Origin of the sequence: Klebsiella sp. RIT-PI-d (assembly GCF_001187865.1) — a bacterium.
GTDB lineage: Bacteria > Pseudomonadota > Gammaproteobacteria > Enterobacterales > Enterobacteriaceae > Superficieibacter.
Genome location: NZ_LGIT01000009.1, coordinates 393,169 through 415,086 on the forward strand (window position 1 = coordinate 393,169; position 21,918 = coordinate 415,086).

Consider the following 21,918-nt stretch of genomic DNA (forward strand, 5'->3'; position numbering starts at 1 on the left):
TTACTCGTCCAGTTTAGGTTGCGCTGCATCGTCCGGAAGTTTGACGTGTACCTGAATGACCCTGCGGCTGTCGGCCATCGCGACTTTAAACTGATAGCCGTCAATATCGATGGTTTCACCGCGGGCAGGAAGATGGCCAAATGCCTGCATCACCAGTCCACCAATGGTATCGACTTCGTCATCGCTAAAATGGGTGCCGAAGGTTTCATTGAAATCTTCAATCGAGGCCAGGGCGCGCAGCGTCCAGGTGTGGCGGCTCAGCTGACGGAAGTCGATATCATCTTCTTCGTCATACTCGTCTTCAATTTCACCGACAATCAGTTCGAGAATATCTTCGATCGTCACCAGGCCTGAAACGCCGCCAAACTCGTCGATGACAATCGCCATATGGTAACGCTGAGAACGGAACTCCTTGAGCATCCGGTCGACCCGTTTGCTTTCAGGGACAACCACCGCCTGACGTAACACTTTTTCCATGCTGAAGGCTTCGGCATCGCTGCGCATGAACGGCAGCAAATCTTTAGCCATCAAAATCCCTTCAACGTGATCCTTATCTTCGCTAATAACCGGGAAACGCGAGTGGGCGGATTCGATGATGACATCAAGGCATTCGTCCAGGGTCTGATTGCGTTTCAGCGTGACCATTTGCGAGCGGGGGATCATGATATCGCGGACGCGCTGGTCGGCAATATCCATTACTCCTTCGAGCATGTCGCGCGTATCTTCATCGATAAGCTCGTTCTGCCCGGAATCACGGATCAGCGCCAGCAGCTCGTCACGGTTTTTCGGTTCGCCGTGGAAGAGTTGGCTTAATAACAGGGAGAAAAATCCCTTTTTGCTATTTATCGTGTCACTACTGTGTGAATTGTCGTCGCTCATGGCGTCGTATGGGTTCTCATGTGAGTTAATAAGTTACCACGGCGCGTCACCTCAGCGCCGGGCGTTGTACCGCTGCGCCAGTAAACTGGCGCACACGTTATTCCTTCTCGGCAATGTACGGGTCCTCGTAGCCCAGAGCAAGCATTATCTCTGTTTCGAGGGACTCCATTTCTTCCGCTTCATCATCGTCGATATGGTCGTAGCCCAGCAGATGCAGACTGCCGTGAATGACCATATGCGCCCAGTGTGCTTCAAGCGGTTTCTCCTGCTCTTTTGCTTCCTGTTCAACCACCTGTCGGCAGATGATCAAATCGCCCAGCAGAGGCATTTCAATGCCCGGTGGCGCTTCGAAAGGAAAAGAGAGCACGTTAGTCGACTTGTCTTTGCCGCGATAGGTCAGGTTAAGGTTGTGACTTTCAGCCTCATCAACCAGACGGATCGTAACCTCTGATTCTTCCTGAAATTGTGGAACAACGGCATCCAGCCATGTCTGAAACTGATGCTCTTCCGGCAAACCGGCATTATTTTCGCAGGCCAGTTGAAGATCGAGGATCACCGCACTCATTTTTGCTCCTGCGCGTCGCGCTTGCGTTCTTCAGCCTGTTCTGCCCGACGCTTCTGGTCGGCCTCTTCCCAGGCTTCATAGGCGGTGACGATACGGGCAACCACCGGATGGCGCACCACGTCCTCGCTATGGAAAAAGTTAAAGCTGATTTCATCGACGTTAGCCAGGACTTCGATAGCATGACGCAGCCCGGATTTGGTACTGCGCGGCAAATCGACCTGCGTAATATCGCCGGTGATCACCGCTTTGGAATTAAAACCAATACGGGTCAGGAACATTTTCATCTGTTCGATGGTGGTGTTCTGGCTTTCATCAAGAATAATAAAGGCATCGTTCAGCGTACGGCCGCGCATATAGGCCAGCGGCGCAACTTCAATCACGTTACGCTCCATCAACTTCTCAACTTTTTCGAAGCCGAGCATTTCGAACAGCGCGTCATACAGCGGGCGCAGATACGGATCGACTTTCTGGCTGAGATCGCCCGGCAGGAAGCCGAGTTTTTCACCAGCCTCCACCGCCGGACGAGTCAACAGAATACGGCGAATTTCCTGGCGCTCAAGCGCATCTACCGCTGCGGCGACTGCCAGATACGTTTTACCCGTACCGGCCGGGCCGACACCAAAGGTAATGTCGTGGTCAAGAATATTGGCGATGTACTGCGCCTGATTCGGCGTACGTGGCTTGATTACGCCGCGCTTCGTTTTGATATGAATCGCCTTACCGTAATCCGGTACACTTTCGGCGCTTTGTTCCAGCACGCGTGCTTCTTTGATAGCAAGATGGATCTGTTCCGGCGCGATATCCTGAATCTGTCCGCGCATCGGCGCAGTATCGACATACAGCGTACGCAGGATGTCGGCGGCGGCATTAACGGAAATTGCACGACCGGTCAGCGTAAAGTGGTAATCATGACGGCTGATTTCGATACCCAGTCGGCGCTCCAGATGTTTGATATTGTCATCAAACGGTCCGCAAAGGCTAAGCAGACGGGCGTTATCGGCGGGTTCAAGGGTAATTTCACGGGATTCTGTATTCAAACTGTTCCTCATTTACCGTTATAGCCGGATCGCCTGTTAACAGCAGGGATCGGGCGGATTGCATGGATGATAACGACATTATTAACCTTGCAGAAAAAGGCGCAAGCTATGAGATGACTATGGGGGCCAGAGCGAGGGAAAACAAGGCCCGCCCGAAGGCAGGCCAGCAGAGATTAAGGCTGGTAAAGACCGACGCCAATCTCATTTTCTTTACGGGTACGGGCGATCACCGAAGCCGGGGATTCATTGATGCGCAGGCCCATTTCTTCTTCGGTACGTACCAGTTTACCGCGCAGCGAGTTCGGATAGACATCGGTGATTTCAACGTCGACAAACTTGCCGATCATCTCCGGTGCGCCTTCGAAATTGACCACGCGGTTATTCTCGGTCCGGCCCGACAGCTCCATAATACTTTTACGCGAGGTGCCTTCGACCAGGATACGCTGGGTAGTGCCGAGCATACGACGGCTCCAGGCCATCGCCTGCTGGTTGATACGATCCTGGAGGATATACAGACGCTGCTTCTTCTCTTCATCCGGAACATCGTCAACCATATCGGCGGCAGGTGTTCCAGGACGGGCGGAGAAGATAAAGCTGTAGCTCATGTCAAAATTAACATCGGCAATCAGCTTCATGGTTTTTTCGAAATCATCGGTGGTTTCACCCGGGAAGCCAACGATAAAATCCGAGCTAACCTGGATATCCGGGCGTGCCGCATGCAGCTTGCGGATAATCGCTTTGTACTCAAGCGCAGTATGGGTACGGCTCATCAGGTTCAGCACACGATCGGAGCCGCTCTGAACCGGCAGATGCAGGAAGCTAACCAGCTCCGGCGTATCGCGATAGACCTCGATGATGTCGTCAGTAAATTCAATTGGGTGGCTGGTGGTAAAGCGCACGCGGTCAATCCCGTCGATGGCGGCAACCAGACGCAGCAGCTCGGCAAACGAGCCTGGCGTACCGTCGTAGTTCTCACCGCGCCAGGCGTTGACGTTCTGGCCAAGCAGGTTCACTTCGCGCACGCCTTGTGCTGCCAGCTGGGCAATTTCAAACAGGATATCGTCACACGGACGGCTGACTTCCTCACCGCGCGTGTAGGGCACCACGCAGTAAGTACAGTATTTGTTGCAGCCTTCCATAATTGAGACGAAGGCGGTCGGGCCATCGGCGCGAGGCTCCGGCAGGCGATCGAATTTTTCGATTTCCGGGAAGCTGATATCGACCACCGGGCTACGATCGCCGCGTACGGAGTTGATCATTTCCGGCAGACGGTGCAGCGTTTGTGGACCAAAAATAATATCAACGTAGTTCGCCCGCTGACGAATATGATCGCCTTCCTGCGATGCCACGCAGCCGCCAACGCCAATGATCAGGTCCGGATTTTTTTCCTTTAATAATCTCCAGCGACCCAACTGATGGAAGACCTTCTCCTGAGCCTTCTCGCGAATTGAGCAGGTGTTGAGAAGCAGCACATCAGCTTCTTCCGCTACTTCAGTGAGTTGGTAGCCATGTGTGGCATCCAGCAGATCGGCCATCTTTGATGAATCATATTCATTCATCTGACAGCCCCAGGTTTTAATGTGGAGTTTTTTTGTCATCGACTTGCTCTTGCGAAATAGGACCAGGAATGCAGGGCGCGTATTGTAATGCTTTGGCGCGGTTGTGACCATAGTTCATCTTCCGGGCAAATAAAAGCGAAAATCCTGTAAACTGAAGGGATTCTCTCAAAAGGACAGGTGCCATGAAAAATCAAGCGGGTGAAGTTGCGGTTATTGGCGGTGGCATGGTCGGCGGCGCGCTGGCGCTGGGGCTGGCTCAGCACGGTTTCAACGTCACGGTTATTGAGCGCGCTGCGCCACCCGCCTTTGATGCCGGAGCAAAGCCTGATATCCGCATCTCGGCAGTCAGCGCCGCTTCAGTGTCGTTGCTGCGCAGCCTTAACGTCTGGGATGCGGTTGAGAATATGCGGGCGCATTCTTATCGCCGTCTTGAAACGTGGGAGTGGGAAAGCGCGCACGTGACCTTCGATGCGGCCGGGCTGAAATTGCCGCAGCTGGGGTATATGGTGGAAAATAACGTCCTCCAGCGGGCATTATGGCAGGCGCTGGAGGCGCATCCGCAGATTACGCTGCGCGTGCCTGCCAGCATAACCTCTTTGCGCCGCGACGGCGATGAGCAACGGCTGACCCTTGATAATGGCGAAACGCTGTCGGTGAAGCTGGTGGTGGGTGCAGACGGCGCAAACTCTCAGGTGCGACAGATGGCGGGCATTGGCATTCACGCATGGGATTATCGCCAGGCATGTATGCTTATCTCGGTGCAGTGTGAGAATGCGCCAGGCGACAGTACCTGGCAGCAGTTTACCGCCGCCGGGCCGCGCGCTTTTCTGCCGCTGTTCGATCGCTGGGCCTCGCTGGTGTGGTATGACTCCCCGGCCCGTATTCGTCAGCTACAGACGTTAAATATGCCGCAGCTTGGGCGTGAAATCGCGCAACATTTCCCGCAGCGGCTCGGTAACGTTACGCCGGTTGCCGCAGGCGCATTCCCGCTGACGCGTCGTCATGCCCTGAAATATGCGCAGCCCGGGCTTGCGCTGGTCGGTGATGCGGCCCATACCATCCATCCGCTGGCGGGGCAGGGCGTTAACCTCGGCTATCGCGATGTGGATGCGCTACTGGACGTGCTGGCGAACGCGCGCGGCTACGGCGAGACGTGGTGGAGTCATCAGGTGCTTAAGCGCTATCAACTGCGCCGCATGGCGGATAACGCCATTATGCAATCCGGAATGGATCTGTTTTATGCCGGTTTCAGTAACGATCTGGCGCCGCTGCGCATCCTGCGTAACGTGGGACTAATGGCAGCCCAGCGCGCAGGCGTGCTTAAGCAGCAGGCGCTGAAATATGCGCTGGGGCTATAAAGACTATGTTTGTACGGGCCTGGATCCAGATGCGAAATGCAGACGTTTCAGGCCAGCTAAGGCGATGCCGCCATCGGGTAAACGAGCTGTTGTTACGCGCTTAGAAAACAAAAAAGCCCGCCGAAGCGAGCTTTTTTGTTTTATGTGGCTGGGGTACGAGGATTCGAACCTCGGAATGCTGGTATCAGAAACCAGAGCCTTACCACTTGGCGATACCCCAACAGTGTACTGCTACTTTCTTTTGCCGGACATGACTCCGACAGGTGCGTTCATCACGATGAACGTCTTTTTAAATTGGCTGGGGTACGAGGATTCGAACCTCGGAATGCTGGTATCAGAAACCAGAGCCTTACCACTTGGCGATACCCCAACAATTTTTGCGGAAATAACGGGTTAAACCCACTACATCCTTTAACTGGTGGCTACGACGGGATTCGAACCTGTGACCCCATCATTATGAGTGATGTGCTCTAACCAACTGAGCTACGTAGCCAGATACTATCATATTTTTTGATGGCTGGGGTACCTGGATTCGAACCAGGGTATGCCGGTATCAAAAACCGGTGCCTTACCGCTTGGCGATACCCCAATGCCTGACGCGGTGAACCGCATGCATCAAAAAAATATGGCTGGGGTACCTGGATTCGAACCAGGGAATGCCGGTATCAAAAACCGGTGCCTTACCGCTTGGCGATACCCCATCCGTGCAGCGCGTAGAGGAAATGGTGCGGGAGGCGAGACTTGAACTCGCACACCTTGCGGCGCCAGAACCTAAATCTGGTGCGTCTACCAATTTCGCCACTCCCGCAAAAAAAAAGATGGTGGCTACGACGGGATTCGAACCTGTGACCCCATCATTATGAGTGATGTGCTCTAACCAACTGAGCTACGTAGCCTCTTTTTTTTACATTACCTTATCGGCGTTGCGGGGCGCATTATGCGTATTGGGCTGTTAAGCGTCAACACCTTTTTCACTGAAATTTGCCTGAAAGTGACTGTTTGGTTAGGTTACGAACAGCGTGACGTAATATTCAGCAACGATCAAAAAAGGGATATGGATTGGATGCTTAAAACAAAAGCGGGCCTCGTAAGACCCGCCCATTATCAGTCCGGCTTATTTATAGGCTGACTGATGAACGCCAACGGCGCGTCCTGACGGATCGTTCATTGTTTTGAATGTCTCATCCCACTCAATCGCTTTCGCAGAAGAACAGGCAACTGACGGACCGCCGGGTACGCATTCTGCTGCGCTGGCCACCGGGAACAGTTCTTCAAAAATTTCACGATACAAATACGCTTCTTTTGACGACGGCGTGTTGTAAGGGAAACGGAAGCTTGCGGTTTCCAGTTGTTGATCGGTAACCTGTTCTGCCGCCACTTCTTTTAGCGTGTCGATCCAGCTGTACCCCACGCCATCAGAGAACTGCTCTTTCTGACGCCATGCGACGCTCGCCGGTAAATAGGATTCGAAACACTCGCGCAGGATATGTTTTTCCATTTTACCGTTGCCGCACATTTTATCCTGCGGGTTGATACGCATTGCCACATCAAGGAATTTCTTATCCAGGAAGGGAACGCGAGCTTCTACTCCCCAGGCCGACATTGCTTTGTTTGCGCGGGCGCAGTCAAACATATGCAGGGCTTGCAGCTTACGCACCGTTTCTTCATGTAATTCTTTTGCATCCGGCGCTTTGTGGAAATAGAGATATCCGCCAAATACTTCATCAGAGCCTTCACCAGAAAGCACCATTTTAATGCCCATCGCTTTAATTTTGCGCGACATCAGGTACATCGGCGTCGAGGCGCGGATAGTCGTCACATCGTAGGTTTCAATGTGGTAAATCACATCACGAATCGCATCCAGACCTTCCTGTACGGTGAAGTGAATTTCGTGGTGGACGGTGCCCAGGTGATTTGCCACTTCCTGCGCGGCTTTGAGATCCGGCGCGCCTTCAAGACCGACGGCAAAAGAGTGCAGCTGTGGCCACCAGGCCTCGGAGCGCTCCTGATCCTCTACCCGACGCGCGGCAAATTTCTTGGTAATGGCGGAGATAACGGATGAATCAAGACCGCCAGAGAGCAGCACGCCATAAGGTACATCGGACATCAGATGGCTTTTTACCGACTCTTCCAGCGCCTGGCGCAGGGCGTTTTTGTCCGTTACGTTGTCTTTAACCGCGTCGTAGCTAAACCAGTCGCGCTGATAGTAGGAGCGGATTTCACCGTCCTGACTCCACAGGTAGCTGCCTGCAGGAAACTCTTTGATCGTGCGGCAGACCGGCACCAGCGCTTTCATTTCTGAAGCAATATAAAGGTTGCCATGAACATCGTGGCCCATATACAGCGGAATAATGCCGATATGATCGCGGCCAATCAGCCAGGCATCTTTTTCACTGTCATACAGGACGAAAGCGAACATCCCCTCAAGTTCATCAAGAAACTCGGGACCTTTCTCCTGATACAGCGCGAGGATCACTTCACAGTCGGAGCCGGTCTGGAACTGATAGCGGTCGCCATACTCCGCCCGCAGTGCCTGATGGTTATAAATCTCACCGTTAACGGCCAGCGCATGGGTTTTTTTATCGTTATAGAGCGGCTGGGCACCGGCGTTAACGTCGACAATAGACAGACGCTCATGTGCGAGAATGGCTTTATCGGTTGCGTAAACGCCGGACCAGTCCGGGCCGCGATGGCGCATCAGCCGTGATAACTCCAGCGCTTTTTTACGCAGCTCACCCGCGTCAGTTTTGATATCCAGTACGCCAAAAATAGAACACATAACCTTCTCCGTTAACCCTGTGATGTTGCTTGATATTGAAAATGCCGCAAAGCAGAGCGGGGCGCAAGCGTTTTGGCGAGTGGGTAGTGAAGAATTCAATACGGATTAGAGAATGATGAAAAAACGATGTCATAAACAGGAATATATTAGCGGATATGCATTTTTAAGGCGTTTTTATTGAATGCCGTTTTTTGATGCACAGCAATAAAAAACCACGTCCGAAGACGTGGTGTGGTCAAAAGACATCGATTTCCGCCACGGAGGGATAAATCCACGTCGGCCTGAAGGGCATATTATCAATGTCGTCAATGGTTGATACGCCAGACAGTACCAGGATTGTTTCCAGCCCGGCCTGAAAACCAGCCAGAATATCGGTGCGTAAGTTATCGCCGACAATCACGGTTTGTTCAGAGTGCGCCTGCATTTTGTTTAGTGCGGCACGGATGATCCACGGGCTGGGTTTGCCAACGTAGAAAGGCCTGCGTCCGGAAATTTTCTCGATACCCGCGCAGAGCGCGCCGCAGGCAGGGTAAAAACCCCGACCGTGGGTGTCCGGGTTGGTAGCGATAAACCGCGCGCCGTTAGCCACGAAAAAAGCCGCTTTATGCATCATCTCCCAGTTATAAGACCGGGTTTCACCGACGATGACAAAGTCCGGGTTAACATCGGTAATGGTAAAGCCGGCTTTATACAATTCGTGAATTAATGCGCCTTCACCGACGACGTAAGCTTTTTTACCTTCTTGTTTACGCAAGAAATCAGCAGTTGCCATCGCCGACGTGTAAAACACGCTATCCGGTACGTTTACACCTGCGGTGGCAAAACGATTTGCCAGATCTTGCCCTGTCTGCGAAGGATAGTTGGTCAGGAGTACCAGCGGCATGCCTTTTTCCAGGATGCGGGTCAAAAACTCAGCTGCACCCGGTACAGCAACGTTATCGTGCATCAGCACGCCGTCAATATCGCAAATGATGTTCTGTATGGTCATGGATAACCCGGTTTTAAAATGAGGCCACACTATAAGTTGCCGTTAACTTTCCAACAAATGTTGCAGTAAAATTCCGTTTAGCATGGCACGTTTTACCAGTGCAAAGGCACCAATAGCGGATCGATGATCGAGCGTCGAGCGGACCACCGGTAAATTTTTACGAAACGCCTGTAATGACTGGGTGTTGATGCAGCTTTCGATGGCGGGTAGCAGGATCTTCTCAGCCTCAACAATTTCGCCGGCAATCACCACCTTTTGCGGATTAAAAAGATTGATAGCAATTGCAATGGTTTTCCCCAGATGACGGCCTACATGCTCAATCACTTCGCTTGCCAGCACATCACCTTTATTTGCCGCTTTGCAGATACTTTTAATATTACATTCATCGGGCTTCAGGCGACTCTGATGACCTTTTTCCAGCAGCTGGCGCAGACGTTGTTCAATAGCGGCATTGGCGGCAATGGTTTCCAGACAGCCAAAATTACCGCAGTGGCAGCGCTCGCCCAGCGGGTCAACCTGAATGTGACCAATCTCGCCGACGTTACCGTTTCGGCCAATAAAAATGCGTCCGTTGGAGATGATCCCCGCGCCGGTGCCGCGATGTACGCGCACCAGAATCGAATCCGCACAGTCCTGGCTGGCACCAAAGTAGTGTTCGGCCAGGGCAAGGCTCCGAATATCGTGCCCCACAAAGCAGGTGACGCCAAAACGTTTTTCCAGCGCGTCTACCAGCGACCAGTTTTCAACCTGAATGTGCGGCATATAGCGAATAACGCCGCTTTCCGGATCGACCAGTCCGGGGAGGATCACTGAAATGGCAATCAGTTCACGTATCTTACGCTGCGAAGCATCAATAAAATGAGCAATAGTATTAAGGAGGGCTTCTTCCAGCGCCTCCTGTGTGCGTTCAGGCAGGGGATAGTGCTCTTCAGCCAGCACTTTACTGCTCAGATCGTAAAGGGTAAGCGTGGTGTCATAGCGGCCCAGACGGACGCCAATGGCATGAAATTGACGGGTTTCCGTCACGATAGAGATGGCGCGGCGGCCTCCGGTGGAGGCCTGCTGGTCAACTTCTTTGATCAAGCCACGCTCAATAAGCTGACGCGTGATTTTGGTCACGCTGGCAGGCGCGAGCTGACTCTGCTCGGCAATCTGAATGCGCGAGATAGGCCCGTGCTGATCAATCAGGCGGTAGACAGCCGCACCGTTGAGCTGTTTAACGAGGTCAACATTCCCTATCTGAGCTAGTCCGCCTGATGTCATACTTTTTCTTTACCCGTTGACGACCTCGTTACCGTTAACGATGGTCTTGATAATGTTGTAATCGCGCGTGAATGCGGTCAGGTTGGCCACCATGCCCGGCGCAATACTGCCCAGCTGCTTGTCTACGCCAATGGCGCGTGCCGGATACAGCGTAGCCATACGCAGCGCTTCATCCAGCGGCAGATTAACGTGCTCAACTAAGTTGCGAACACCTTCAATCATGGTAAGCGACGAACCGCTCAGCGTGCCGTTTTCGTCTACACATAGCCCATTGCGATAGTATATTGTTTTACCTGCGAAAATAAACTGGTCAATATTTGCTCCGGCTGGGGCTGTTGCATCCGTTACCAGGCAAAGTTTATCGCCTTTCAGACGCTTTGCGTTACGAATATTTACATAATCAACGTGATGTCCGTCAGCAATAATGCCACACCAGACATCCGGCTCATCAAAAACAGCGCCAATTAGCCCCGGCTCACGGCCGCTGATATACGGCATAGCGTTATAAAGATGGGTGGCGAACGTGATCCCGGCACGAAAGCCGCGTTTTGCTTCTTTTGCCGTTGCGTTTGAATGACCAGCGGAAATGACAATGCCTGCTGCGGCGAGTCTGGTAATAACCTCAGGTTCGACCTGCTCCGGTGCCAGGGTGATTTTAGTAATGACGTCAGCGTTGTCACACAGAAAATCAACCAGTTCCGCATCCGGCATACGAACGAATTGCGGGTTATGGGTGCCTTTTTTGATAAGGTTCAGCCACGGTCCTTCCAGATGCAGACCCAGCGCCTGATGCGGATGCCGGGTCAGATAGTCGCGCATCACCCGCACACCCTGCTTCATTAACGCGTCGCTGGTGGTAATTAACGTGGGTAAATAGCTGGTGCAGCCCGATTTTTCATTCGCATGCTGCATGATTTCAAGTGTTTCTGTACTGACCGCTTCGGCCGTATCGTTAAACTGTACGCCGCCGCAGCCGTTTAACTGAACATCGATAAAACCGGGGGAGAGGATGGCGCCGTCCAGCGGCCGCTGTTCAATCCCCGCAGGCAGCTCTGCAAGCGGACAAAGACGTTCGATCAGCCCATTAGCGATAATAATCGCATGGTCATCAAGGATTTCGTGACCGGTATAAATCCGGCCGTGAGTTAATGCATACATGTCGACCCCCGGTGGTAAATATTTACCGTCCTGCAGAGTGCTCCAGGACGGTTTTCTATTACAGCCCTTTAATATTCTCGGCTTCCAGCTCGTTAAAGTATTTCAGCGTCTTCACTTTCAGTTCCATGGTAGATGGCTCGTCACACACCACTACGGCTTTCGGGTGCAGTTGCAGGCAGCTGATTGTCCACATATGGTTAACATTGCCTTCAACGGCCGCCTGCAGCGCCTGCGCTTTGACTCCGCCCAGTACCAGGATCATTACTTCTTCTGCATCGAGCAGGGTACCGACGCCAACGGTCAGGGCATATTTAGGCACCTGATTCACGTCATTATCAAAGAAGCGAGAGTTTGCCACGCGCGTGTCGTGCGTCAGCGTTTTAATACGCGTGCGAGACGCTAAAGACGACGCCGGTTCGTTAAAGGCGATGTGACCATCGTTACCTACGCCGCCCATAAACAGGTGAATTTTACCGTAAGAACGGATTTTATCTTCGTAACGGCGGCATTCTGCGTCGATGTCTGGCGCGTTACCATTCAGCAGGTTAATGTTTTCTGCCGGAATATCAACGTGGTCGAAAAAGTTATGGTGCATAAAGCTGTAGTAGCTTTCCGGATGCTCTTTCGGCAGGCCAACGTATTCATCCATGTTAAAGGTGACGACGTTTTTAAAGCTCACTTCGCCTGCTTTATGCATTTCAACCAGCGCTTTATACGCGGTCAACGGGGTGCCGCCGGTAGGCAGACCAAGAATGAATGGACGATCCGCAGTCGGTTTGAAGGCGTTGATGCGGTTAACGATATGGCGTGCCGCCCATTTTCCGACCTGTTCTGCAGTCGCCAGTGGAATCAGTCTCATTATTCACCTCTAAAGTATAAGAAAAAAGTGTGCAGATTGAGCGTCTGTGCAGTGATAAGAGTAATGCACTTTGTCACTGATCGGGGGTTAATCCGCTTCCATTTTTTGAATGATAAAATAAGTTTTGTCATGTGACCAGCTCAATCGCCTTTTTTATGCAATATATGGTGACCATAATCACAAAAAACACGGATTTAATTTGCGATACGAATTAATTTTGCAGAGAATCATATTCGGTATCAATGAAATCGGTGATATAGAATCTGTTTCACAATAAAAAGGCTGTTCAAAACACGCCTTATCCAGGTTTCACAGGGGGAATGACAATGAATTTTTTAGGCTTTTTTCAGCGACTGGGTAGGGCGTTACAGCTCCCTATCGCTGTACTTCCGGTAGCAGCATTGCTGTTGCGCTTCGGGCAACCCGATTTGCTTAATGTGCCGTTTATTGCCCAGGCAGGCGGTGCAATTTTTGACAACCTGGCCTTGATTTTTGCCATCGGTGTCGCCTCCAGCTGGTCTAAAGACAATGCAGGCTCAGCAGCACTGGCAGGGGCAGTGGGTTATTTCGTATTAACCAAAGCAATGGTAACTATCAATCCGGAAATTAATATGGGCGTGCTGGCCGGTATTATTACCGGTCTGGTAGGCGGTGCATCTTATAACCGCTGGGCCGGTATTAAGCTGCCGGACTTCCTGAGCTTCTTCGGCGGCAAGCGTTTTGTGCCTATCGCCACAGGTTTCTTCTGTCTGGTGCTGGCCGCTATTTTCGGTTACATCTGGCCACCAGTACAACATGCAATCCATGCTGGCGGCGAGTGGATCGTCTCTGCGGGCGCGCTGGGTTCCGGTATCTTTGGTTTCATCAACCGTTTGCTGATCCCAACCGGTCTGCATCAGGTGCTGAATACCATTGCCTGGTTCCAGATTGGTGAATATACCAACGCGGCAGGAACGATTTTCCACGGTGATATCAACCGTTTCTATGCGGGTGATGGCACGGCGGGGATGTTCATGTCCGGCTTCTTCCCAATCATGATGTTTGGTCTGCCGGGGGCAGCGCTGGCGATGTATTTTGCTGCGCCGAAAGCGCGTCGTCCAATGGTCGGCGGTATGCTGCTCTCCGTGGCGATTACGGCATTCCTGACCGGCGTAACCGAGCCGCTGGAATTCCTGTTCATGTTCCTGGCACCGCTGCTGTACCTTCTGCATGCGCTGTTGACCGGTATCAGTCTGTTTGTGGCGACTCTGCTTAACATTCATGCCGGGTTCTCGTTCTCCGCCGGTGCCATCGACTATGCGTTGATGTACAACCTGCCAGCTGCCAGCAGCAACGTCTGGATGCTGGTGGTCATGGGCCTGATTTTCTTCGTCATCTACTTTGTGGTGTTCAGCGCGGTTATCCGCATGTTCAACCTGAAAACGCCGGGTCGTGAAGATGAAGACGTTGATGCCGTTAAAGAAGATGTAAACAGCAATACTGAAGAGGGCTTAACCCAGCTGGCAACCAATTATATTGCGGCGGTCGGCGGCACGGATAACCTGAAAGCCATTGACGCCTGTATTACCCGTCTGCGCCTGACGGTAGCGGATTCTGCGCAGGTTAATGATGCCATGTGCAAACGTCTGGGTGCTTCCGGCGTGGTGAAATTGAATAAACAAACTATTCAGGTCATTGTGGGCGCGAAGGCCGAATCTGTCGGCGATATGATGAAACGTATCGTTGCACGCGGCCCAGTGCCCGCAGCGACTACCGCTGACTCCCCGGCAACCGTTATCCCGGCTACGGCAAAATCGCAGGCGGTCCCGAACGCCAAACTGATTGCCGCACTGGTTTCACCGATTAGCGGTGAGATTGTGGCGCTGGAAAATGTGCCAGATGAAGCTTTCGCCAGCAAAGCGGTGGGCGATGGCGTGGCGGTTAAACCGACGGACAAAACGGTCGTTGCACCGGCTGCCGGTACTATCGTTAAAATCTTCAATACCAATCATGCATTCTGCCTGGAAACGGAAAATGGCGCGGAAATCGTCGTTCACATGGGTATTGATACCGTGGCATTGAAAGGTCAGGGATTCACGCGCCTGCTTGAAGAAGGAGCAAAAGTAGTGGCAGGGCAACCGGTTCTGGAACTGGATCTCGACTACCTTAATGCCAATGCGCGCTCCATGATAAGTCCGGTAGTATGCAGCAACAGCGATGACTACAGCGCACTGGTGATTCAGGCTACCGATCGCGTAGTGGCAGGGCAAACGCCGCTGTATGAGATTAAAAGCAAATAAGTTTTAATCCATTCTGGCAGTAACGTTAAGCGGCGGGGGGCAACTTCCGCCGTTTTTTTACGGCTCCCGGCCGCAGAATTTTTTCGAAAGCGTAATTTCCGCAACTAAACAGTTGTCTCCGGGACTGGCTTATAAGATCATATGCCGTTATATGTTGTTTACGCGTTGAGGAACCCGTGATGAGTGAGGCAGAAGCCCGCCCGACGAACTTTATTCGTCAAATTATTGATGAAGATTTATCCAGTGGTAAGCACGCCACCGTTCATACCCGTTTTCCGCCGGAGCCGAATGGCTACCTGCACATTGGGCATGCTAAATCTATTTGCCTGAACTTCGGTATTGCTCAGGATTACCAGGGCCAGTGCAACCTGCGTTTCGATGATACTAACCCGGCGAAAGAAGATATCGAATACGTCGAGTCAATCAAAAACGATGTGCAGTGGTTAGGTTTTCACTGGTCGGGTGATATTTGCTACTCCTCAAATTATTTTGACCAGTTGCATCAGTATGCCATTGAGCTTATCAATAAAGGTCTGGCCTATGTTGACGAGCTGTCTGCCGATGAAATCCGCGAATACCGCGGTACGCTGAAAGCACCAGGTAAAAATAGCCCGTATCGCGATCGCAGCGTTGAAGAAAACCTCGCGCTATTTGAAAAAATGCGCAGCGGTGGGTTTGAAGAAGGTAAGGCCTGCCTGCGTGCCAAAATCGATATGGCGTCACCTTTTATTGTAATGCGCGACCCGGTTATTTATCGCATTAAGTTTGCCGACCATCATCAGACGGGCAGCAAATGGTGCATCTACCCGATGTACGACTTTACCCACTGTATCAGCGATGCGCTGGAAGGCATTACGCACTCGCTGTGTACACTTGAGTTTCAGGATAACCGCCGTCTGTATGACTGGGTGCTCGATAACATCACTATTGCGGTTCATCCGCGTCAGTACGAATTTTCGCGCCTGAATCTGGAATATACCGTGATGTCCAAGCGTAAGCTGAATCTGCTGGTCGCTGACAAGCACGTAGAGGGCTGGGACGATCCGCGTATGCCGACCATTTCTGGTCTGCGCCGTCGCGGCTATACCTCGGCGTCCATCCGTGAGTTCTGCAAACGTATTGGCGTGACCAAACAGGACAACACCATTGAAATGGCGTCGCTTGAATCCTGCATTCGTGAAGATTTAAACGAAAATGCGCCGCGCGCCATGGCCGTTATCGATCCGGTAAAACTGGTTATCGAAAACTACCCGCAGGGCGAGAGCGAAATGGTGACCATGCCGAACCATCCGGGCAACCCGGAAATGGGGACGCGTGAAGTTCCGTTTAGCGGCGAAATCTGGATCGATCGCGCTGATTTCCGCGAAGAAGCCAATAAGCAGTATAAACGTCTGGTGCTGGGTAAAGAAGTTCGCCTGCGCAATGCTTATGTGATCAAAGCTGAACGCGTGGAAAAAGATGCGGAAGGTAATATCACCACTATCATCTGCACTTATGATGCTGACACGTTAAGCAAAGATCCGGCGGATGGGCGCAAAGTTAAAGGTGTGATCCACTGGGTGAGCGCAACACATGCCTTGCCGGTTGAAATTCGTTTGTACGATCGTCTGTTCAGTATTGCAAACCCCGGTGCGGCAGAGGATTTCCTTTCCGTCATTAATCCTGAATCTCTGGTCATCAAACACGGCTTTGCTGAGCAAAGCTTAAAAGAGGCGGAAGCCGGTAAAGCGTATCAGTTCGAACGCGAAGGTTACTTCTGTCTTGATAGTCGCTATGCGACTGCGGACAATCTGGTGTTTAACCGCACCGTTGGCCTGCGTGATACCTGGGCAAAAATCGGCGAGTAATCTCAATCTGCTGGTTAATAAATGCCGCCATGTGCGGCGTTTATTTTTGGCTGTCATGGCGAAATATCATCAATATCTATATATTCGTGACGCGAATTAATGTCCCTCACCGGAAGTCAATTAATATCACTCATCATCTGTTTTTCTGCTATTAATCCTCATTAATCGCGCTAAATTTCTATTTTGTAATTGTTACAAAATACAATGAAATATGTGCGCTCCATCATAATCCTGCATTTTGCCCGTCAAAAAAGATTGATAATTCGCGTCGCGAAAAATACTCTGTTTCTCAGTAGTCAGTCACATTTTTGCTGGTTACTTTTTAAATTTTATTTTTATCGCCGCGTTTGTCGGCGTTTTAAAGTCAAAGAGGATCACCCCATGCGTACGTTCAGTGGCAAACGTAGTACGCTGGCGCTGGCTATTGCCGGCGTCATCGCAATGTCTGGCTGGATAGCCTCTCCGCAGGCTAAAGCTGAAGGATTTATCGACGATTCAACGCTTACGGGCGGTATTTATTACTGGCAGCGTGAGCGCGATCGTAAAGATGTCACCGATAACGACAAATATAAAGTTAACCTTTCTCATGCGACCTGGAATGCGAATCTTGATTTTCAGTCCGGGTATGCTGCTGATATGTTTGGCCTTGATATTGCTGCTTTTACGGCAGTTGAAATGGCCGAGAACGGCGACAGTGCCCATCCCAATGAAATTGCCTTTTCTAAAAGCAATAAAGCCTACGATGAAAAATGGTCCGGTGATAAAAGCGGCGTAAGCCTGTATAAAGCGGCGGCGAAATTCAAATATGGACCAATGTGGGCGCGGGCGGGATATATTCAGCCGACAGGGCAAACGCTGCTGGCTCCGCACTGGAGCTTTATGCCGGGAACCTATCAGGGCGCTGAGGCAGGGGCGAATTTTGATTATGGCGATGCCGGTGCACTTAGCTTCTCCTATATGTGGACTAACGACTATAAGTCGCCGTGGCACATCGAGATGGATCATTTTTATCAGAATGATCAAAAAACCCGGGTCGACTATTTACATTCTATCGGGGCCAAATACGATTTCAAAAACGACGTTGTGCTTGAGGCCGCATTTGGTCAGGCTGAAAACTATATCGATCAGTATTTTGCTAAAGCCAGTTATAAATTTGATATTGCCGGAAGTCCGTTCACCACCAGCTACCAGTTTTATGCTGCTCGTGACAAAGTTGACGATCATAGTACCAACGATATCTATGACGGCACGGCCTGGCTACAGGCGCTGACGTTTGGTTATAAACCCGCAGAGGTGGTGGATTTACGTCTTGAGGGCACCTGGGTTAAAGCTAATGGTCAGCAGGGTTATTTTCTCCAGCGTATGACACCCACTTACGCCTCATCTAACGGCCGCCTCGATATCTGGTGGGATAACCGTTCAGACTTTAACGCCAACGGCGAAAAAGCCGTTTTCTTAGGTGCAATGTACGATCTCAAAAACTGGGATCTGCCAGGCTGGAACGTAGGAGCATCCTGGGTTTATGCCTGGGATGCGAAGCCTGCGACCTGGCAATTAAATCCGGATGCCTGGTATGATAAAGATCGCACTATCGAAGAGTCCTCTTATAGCCTGGATGCCGTTTATACTCTTCAGGAGGGCCGGGCTAAGGGAACCATGTTTAAACTTCACTTCACCGAATATGATAATCATTCGGATATTCCGAGCTATGGCGGCGGTTATGGCAATATTTTCCAGGATGAGCGCGACGTGAAATTTATGGTTATCGCGCCATTTACGATTTTCTAAGGCAGACTAAGACGGTTACACCCGGCGGCGCAAAGCCGCCGGTATTTCTACGGGATGTCAGGAAGATAATTGACCCTCACCAGTTTGCCCTTGCTCATTTCAATCGCGTTTTCCTCACGCAGAAAGGCCACTGACTTCATCACAATACTGCGCGACAAGTTTGTCATTTTAATGACAAAGTTAGCGACGTTTATACTGGCAAGCATATCCGGCTCAAGGCGACTAAGCAGCAGGATAGCACCCTGCACGCAAACCATGCTGCTGCCGCCCAACAGCAACTCCTCGCGCTCCTGCTGTCGCGTAACCTGCGCCAGCAGAAGCGTATACATGTCCTGATGTGCTTTCAACTCATCAATTCTGCTAAAAAAGTCTTTATTGCTGACCAGTCGATAGTCGCAGTCACTGTCTGCATGCAGAATAACATACTGCTCTGGCGTCCCGGGCATGATCATACCCGTAATGCCCGGTGCCCTTGAGCGCGTTAACAGCAATCCATCCCGTCGGCGCACAAGCGAGTAGTCGCCAGCATACAGTAAACAAATCTTATCGGCCTGAAAGGTCAGGGCGTGGTATTGCGCAAGGCGATTCTTATTCCTGTCGTCGAAAATGGCAAGAATATGGGTAATTGCAGACTGATATGCGGTGTTTTTATGCATGACTTAATCCATTGTCAATATCATCAGACGTCGTGCACAACGCCCGTAACACATCATTCTAGGCCGCGTAAATGATCACTGATATTAATGAATTCTGAATTTACTGCCTGAAAAAATAAAAAAGCCAGCCGGGGAGGCTGGCTGACTTAGCGTCCTGGTCGATTACTTGTTGTTGCCTTCGTGAATATGTTCGTTTTCACGGCAGTCACCTTCAGCACAGTGACCATAGAGATAAAGACTATGGTTGGTGAGACGGATACCGTGTTTAGCGGCAATCTCACGCTGGCGTAACTCGATTGAATCATCGCTAAACTCAATCACTTTGCCGCAGTCGAGGCAGATAAGGTGATCGTGATGATGCTGCTGAGTCAGTTCAAAAACGGATTTACCACCCTCAAAATTATGACGGGTGACAATGCCTGCATCGTCAAACTGGTTCAGAACGCGATAGACGGTAGCGAGGCCAATCTCTTCGCCCATGTCGATAAGGCGTTTGTATAAGTCTTCCGCGCTGACATGGTGATTGTCAGGCCCCTGAAGCACTTCCAGAATTTTTAACCGGGGAAGCGTGACTTTCAGGCCTGCTTTCTTTAATGCGGTATTGTTGTCAGTCATGCGGAATCTGTCCTGTTGCTATAAGATTCACTCCCCACAGGGAAGTATTTACAGAGAGTGCATCGGTCATAATGACTCTCATTATAGAACTGCCATGCCTGATTGAAAACCGTAAGTATCAGACAAATTTAGCAATTAAAACGAGGCGTTGTTCGCAAAGCGGAAACCGTCCTCGTTAAATCAGTGGCTATTGTACAGATAAGTACTGAAAAGTTAAAAAATTGTAGCAATTATTTTGATTGCTCAAAGCTATCGATAAAGCGCAGCCTTGCGGCTGCGCTTTACTGACATCAGGCATTGATAATAGCATCGAGGTGCAGCTCTTCAGAGATCTGCTTGACCCACTGCTCAACGCGTTCGGCGGTTAGCTCGGGCTGGCGGTCTTCGTCAATGGCAAGACCGACGAAATGATCGTCATCAGCGAGGCCTTTTGACGCTTCAAAGTGATAACCCGCGGTTGGCCAGTGGCCGACAATCGTTGCGCCGCGCGGCTCTATGATGTCACGAATAGTGCCCAGCGCGTCGCAGAAGTATTCTGCGTAGTCTTCCTGATCGCCACAGCCAAAAAGGGCAACCAGCTTACCGTTGAAGTCTACCTCTTCCAGCGTCGGGAAAAAGTCATCCCAGTCACATTGTGCTTCACCGTAGTACCAGGTTGGAATGCCCAGCAGCAGAATATCGTAGCCTGCGAGATCTTCTTTGCTGCTCTTAGCAATGTCATGGACATCGGCGACATCCTTACCTAACTGCTTTTGAATCATCTTTGCGATGTTTTCGGTATTGCCGGTATCGCTGCCGAAAAAGATGCCTGTGATTGCCATGAGTAAAATAACCTCTTGATACTTAGTAATATGGTGGTGGCGCATTGCACACGGATAAGGGCAATGATAGCAGAACAGAGAAGTACGCGGAAATAGCAATCGCTCTCGACTGCACTCCCTGCTACATGAAAAAAGGATTCAGGGCGATTTTCAGACAATATCCTGCGCGTGCAGTAGCGCAAGCTGGCTCAGGAGGATCTCTTCGATAAGCTCACTACGGCTGATCTGGCGAGCATCTGCCAGCTCATTCAGGGCGTCCACTGCGTCCGCGTTCAGCTTCAGCTCGACGCGCTTCAGGCCGCGAACCTTGTCACGTTTTAACTGATTACGCTTATTGATGCGTAACTGTTCATCACGCGCAAGGGGATTGGTTTTGGGTCTTCCCGGGCGACGCTCATTTGCGAACAGATCTAATGTGGTACGGTCCGTTTGTTCTTTTGCCATGATTCAGAGTGACTTCGGGGAATAAAAGCAGCCGGGCTTAAGTCCGGTTGGGTAGCACGCCATCATACAGCAGTGGGAGAAGCACGCCAACGTCCGCAGGCAATCTGGCGTGCGGACGTTGCATTTTTAATCAGCCTCACGCTCTGTCAGATAGCGACGAATAGCCCGTAGTACCGCCTCTGGTTTTTCGGCGTGTACCCAGTGTCCGGCACCCGCGATGACATGCGCACGCGCCTGCGGGAACTGGGCCAGCAGCGGTTCCCGGCAGGCTTCATTAACATAGGGAGAGTTGCCGCCGGGAATAAACAGCGCCGGGCGATCCCAGGCCGGGAGGGTTTGCCAGCCGGTAATCTGTGAATAGTGTTGCCACAATACCGGCACATTAAAGCGCCATTCGCCGTCGGCAAATGACTTCAGCAAAAACTGAATAACGCCTTCTTCATTAAGATGCTGGCGCATCACCGTAGCCGCCTGCTGACGCGTAGCGCAGCCGGCGTCCGTCACCGCATTGATCGCAGCAAATATTTCATCATGGCGTCGCTCGGCATAGCGTACCGGGGCGATATCAATGGCGACCAGCCCGTCAATGCGATCGGCGGCCAGCGCGGTAAGCGCCATGACCGCTTTGCCACCCATTGAATGCCCCACAAAGGTGGCTTTTTCAATATCATGTGCGTCCAGAGTATCCAGCAGATCCTGGGCCATCACTGAATAGTCCATTTCCGGGGCGCGAGGCGAAAGCCCGTGGTTGCGCATGTCGACTTGCAGGATTGAGTAATCGCGTACCAGATCGCGAGCAAGGACGCCCAGATTATCAAGGCTGCCGAACAACCCGTGAACGAGGACAATGGGTGAAGATCCAGTCAAATGTTGTGCAGATTGCGTGCGGGTATTTAATTTCATGGTAAAGATCTTTTTTTCGCGTTGGCAGGTTAAGGTATTATGGTGAACATTCTGCCGCCCGGCTGCAAGCTTTCAGAAGTTTCCGGAGTTTTACGGTCACCCGGGCTTTACGCTATCCGC

18 protein-coding genes and 7 tRNA genes are annotated in these 21,918 nt (G+C 51.4%); 4 read left to right on the forward strand and 21 right to left on the reverse strand.

Annotation, left to right across the window (positions count from 1 at the left end):
* The 4 genes from corC to miaB all read right to left on the reverse strand — a co-directional run bounded on the left by corC (position 1) and on the right by miaB (position 4,079).
* Positions 1-879, reverse strand: coding sequence for a CNNM family magnesium/cobalt transport protein CorC (corC, locus tag AC791_RS08430; protein WP_049840023.1), 879 nt, complete (start codon positions 877-879; stop codon positions 1-3).
* 97 nt (positions 880-976) lie between these two features.
* Entirely contained in the window at positions 977-1,444 is a 468-nt protein-coding gene (gene ybeY / locus AC791_RS08435) for an rRNA maturation RNase YbeY (RefSeq protein ID WP_049840024.1), read from the reverse strand.
* A complete protein-coding gene (locus AC791_RS08440) occupies positions 1,441-2,481 on the reverse strand; it encodes a PhoH family protein (RefSeq protein WP_049840025.1) in 1,041 nt (346 codons plus the stop codon). Before AC791_RS08440 ends, ybeY begins: the two co-directional genes overlap by 4 nt.
* Positions 2,482-2,654: 173 nt before the next feature.
* Positions 2,655-4,079, reverse strand: a complete 1,425-nt coding sequence (miaB, locus tag AC791_RS08445) for a tRNA (N6-isopentenyl adenosine(37)-C2)-methylthiotransferase MiaB (protein ID WP_049841572.1) — start codon at positions 4,077-4,079, stop codon at positions 2,655-2,657.
* Positions 4,080-4,222: 143 nt separating this feature from the next.
* Between miaB and ubiF the strand changes: the two genes are divergently transcribed.
* Positions 4,223-5,398 (forward strand): 3-demethoxyubiquinol 3-hydroxylase, encoded by a 1,176-nt coding sequence (gene ubiF / locus AC791_RS08450; RefSeq protein ID WP_049840026.1) that lies wholly within the window; start codon positions 4,223-4,225, stop codon positions 5,396-5,398.
* Positions 5,399-5,543: 145 nt separating this feature from the next.
* Here the strand turns inward: ubiF and AC791_RS08455 are convergent.
* The 12 genes from AC791_RS08455 to nagB form a co-directional block, all read right to left on the reverse strand.
* Positions 5,544-5,618 (reverse strand) — tRNA-Gln (locus AC791_RS08455).
* A gap of 75 nt (positions 5,619-5,693) precedes the next feature.
* Positions 5,694-5,768, reverse strand: a tRNA-Gln gene (locus AC791_RS08460).
* Between the two features lie 46 nt (positions 5,769-5,814).
* Positions 5,815-5,891, reverse strand: a tRNA-Met gene (locus AC791_RS08465).
* Positions 5,892-5,912: 21 nt separating this feature from the next.
* Positions 5,913-5,987, reverse strand: a tRNA-Gln gene (locus AC791_RS08470).
* A 37-nt stretch (positions 5,988-6,024) separates the two neighbouring features.
* Positions 6,025-6,099: transfer RNA gene (locus tag AC791_RS08475), tRNA-Gln, on the reverse strand.
* A 22-nt stretch (positions 6,100-6,121) separates the two neighbouring features.
* Positions 6,122-6,206, reverse strand: a tRNA-Leu gene (locus AC791_RS08480).
* Positions 6,207-6,217: 11 nt separating this feature from the next.
* A tRNA-Met gene (locus AC791_RS08485) sits at positions 6,218-6,294 on the reverse strand.
* Positions 6,295-6,512: 218 nt separating this feature from the next.
* Positions 6,513-8,177, reverse strand: a complete 1,665-nt coding sequence (asnB, locus tag AC791_RS08495) for an asparagine synthase B (protein WP_049840028.1) — start codon at positions 8,175-8,177, stop codon at positions 6,513-6,515.
* A gap of 235 nt (positions 8,178-8,412) precedes the next feature.
* The gene (locus tag AC791_RS08500; RefSeq protein ID WP_049840029.1) at positions 8,413-9,165 is read right to left on the reverse strand and encodes an HAD-IIA family hydrolase; all 753 of its coding nucleotides are present in this window, start codon (positions 9,163-9,165) and stop codon (positions 8,413-8,415) included.
* A 42-nt stretch (positions 9,166-9,207) separates the two neighbouring features.
* Entirely contained in the window at positions 9,208-10,428 is a 1,221-nt protein-coding gene (nagC, locus tag AC791_RS08505; protein ID WP_049840030.1) for a DNA-binding transcriptional regulator NagC, read from the reverse strand.
* Between the two features lie 9 nt (positions 10,429-10,437).
* A complete protein-coding gene (gene nagA, locus AC791_RS08510) occupies positions 10,438-11,586 on the reverse strand; it encodes an N-acetylglucosamine-6-phosphate deacetylase (RefSeq protein ID WP_049840031.1) in 1,149 nt (382 codons plus the stop codon).
* Between the two features lie 58 nt (positions 11,587-11,644).
* Positions 11,645-12,445, reverse strand: coding sequence for a glucosamine-6-phosphate deaminase (gene nagB, locus AC791_RS08515; RefSeq protein ID WP_049840032.1), 801 nt, complete (start codon positions 12,443-12,445; stop codon positions 11,645-11,647).
* A 326-nt stretch (positions 12,446-12,771) separates the two neighbouring features.
* Between nagB and nagE the strand changes: the two genes are divergently transcribed.
* The 3 genes from nagE (at position 12,772) to chiP (ending at position 18,359) form a co-directional block, all read left to right on the forward strand.
* Positions 12,772-14,724 carry a PTS N-acetyl glucosamine transporter subunit IIABC gene (nagE, locus tag AC791_RS08520; RefSeq protein WP_049840033.1) on the forward strand — a complete coding sequence of 651 codons (1,953 nt, stop codon included), beginning with the start codon at positions 12,772-12,774 and terminating at the stop codon, positions 14,722-14,724.
* Positions 14,725-14,903: 179 nt separating this feature from the next.
* Positions 14,904-16,571 carry a glutamine--tRNA ligase gene (glnS, locus tag AC791_RS08525; RefSeq protein ID WP_049840034.1) on the forward strand — a complete coding sequence of 556 codons (1,668 nt, stop codon included), beginning with the start codon at positions 14,904-14,906 and terminating at the stop codon, positions 16,569-16,571.
* Between the two features lie 381 nt (positions 16,572-16,952).
* Entirely contained in the window at positions 16,953-18,359 is a 1,407-nt protein-coding gene (gene chiP / locus AC791_RS08530) for a chitoporin ChiP (RefSeq protein ID WP_049840035.1), read from the forward strand.
* A 47-nt stretch (positions 18,360-18,406) separates the two neighbouring features.
* On the opposite strand, the gene AC791_RS08535 is transcribed toward chiP, so the two are convergent.
* From AC791_RS08535 to ybfF, 5 genes are all read right to left on the reverse strand, one after another.
* On the reverse strand, positions 18,407-19,015 hold the full coding sequence (locus AC791_RS08535; RefSeq protein WP_049840036.1) for a helix-turn-helix domain-containing protein: 609 nt from the start codon (positions 19,013-19,015) through the stop codon (positions 18,407-18,409).
* A gap of 162 nt (positions 19,016-19,177) precedes the next feature.
* Positions 19,178-19,630 carry a ferric iron uptake transcriptional regulator gene (fur, locus tag AC791_RS08540; protein WP_049840037.1) on the reverse strand — a complete coding sequence of 151 codons (453 nt, stop codon included), beginning with the start codon at positions 19,628-19,630 and terminating at the stop codon, positions 19,178-19,180.
* A 290-nt stretch (positions 19,631-19,920) separates the two neighbouring features.
* Positions 19,921-20,451 (reverse strand): flavodoxin FldA, encoded by a 531-nt coding sequence (gene fldA / locus AC791_RS08545; protein WP_049840038.1) that lies wholly within the window; start codon positions 20,449-20,451, stop codon positions 19,921-19,923.
* A 150-nt stretch (positions 20,452-20,601) separates the two neighbouring features.
* The gene (gene ybfE, locus AC791_RS08550) at positions 20,602-20,895 is read right to left on the reverse strand and encodes a LexA regulated protein (protein ID WP_049840039.1); all 294 of its coding nucleotides are present in this window, start codon (positions 20,893-20,895) and stop codon (positions 20,602-20,604) included.
* A gap of 126 nt (positions 20,896-21,021) precedes the next feature.
* A complete protein-coding gene (gene ybfF, locus AC791_RS08555; RefSeq protein ID WP_049840040.1) occupies positions 21,022-21,798 on the reverse strand; it encodes an esterase in 777 nt (258 codons plus the stop codon).
* Positions 21,799-21,918: the final 120 nt, after the last annotated feature.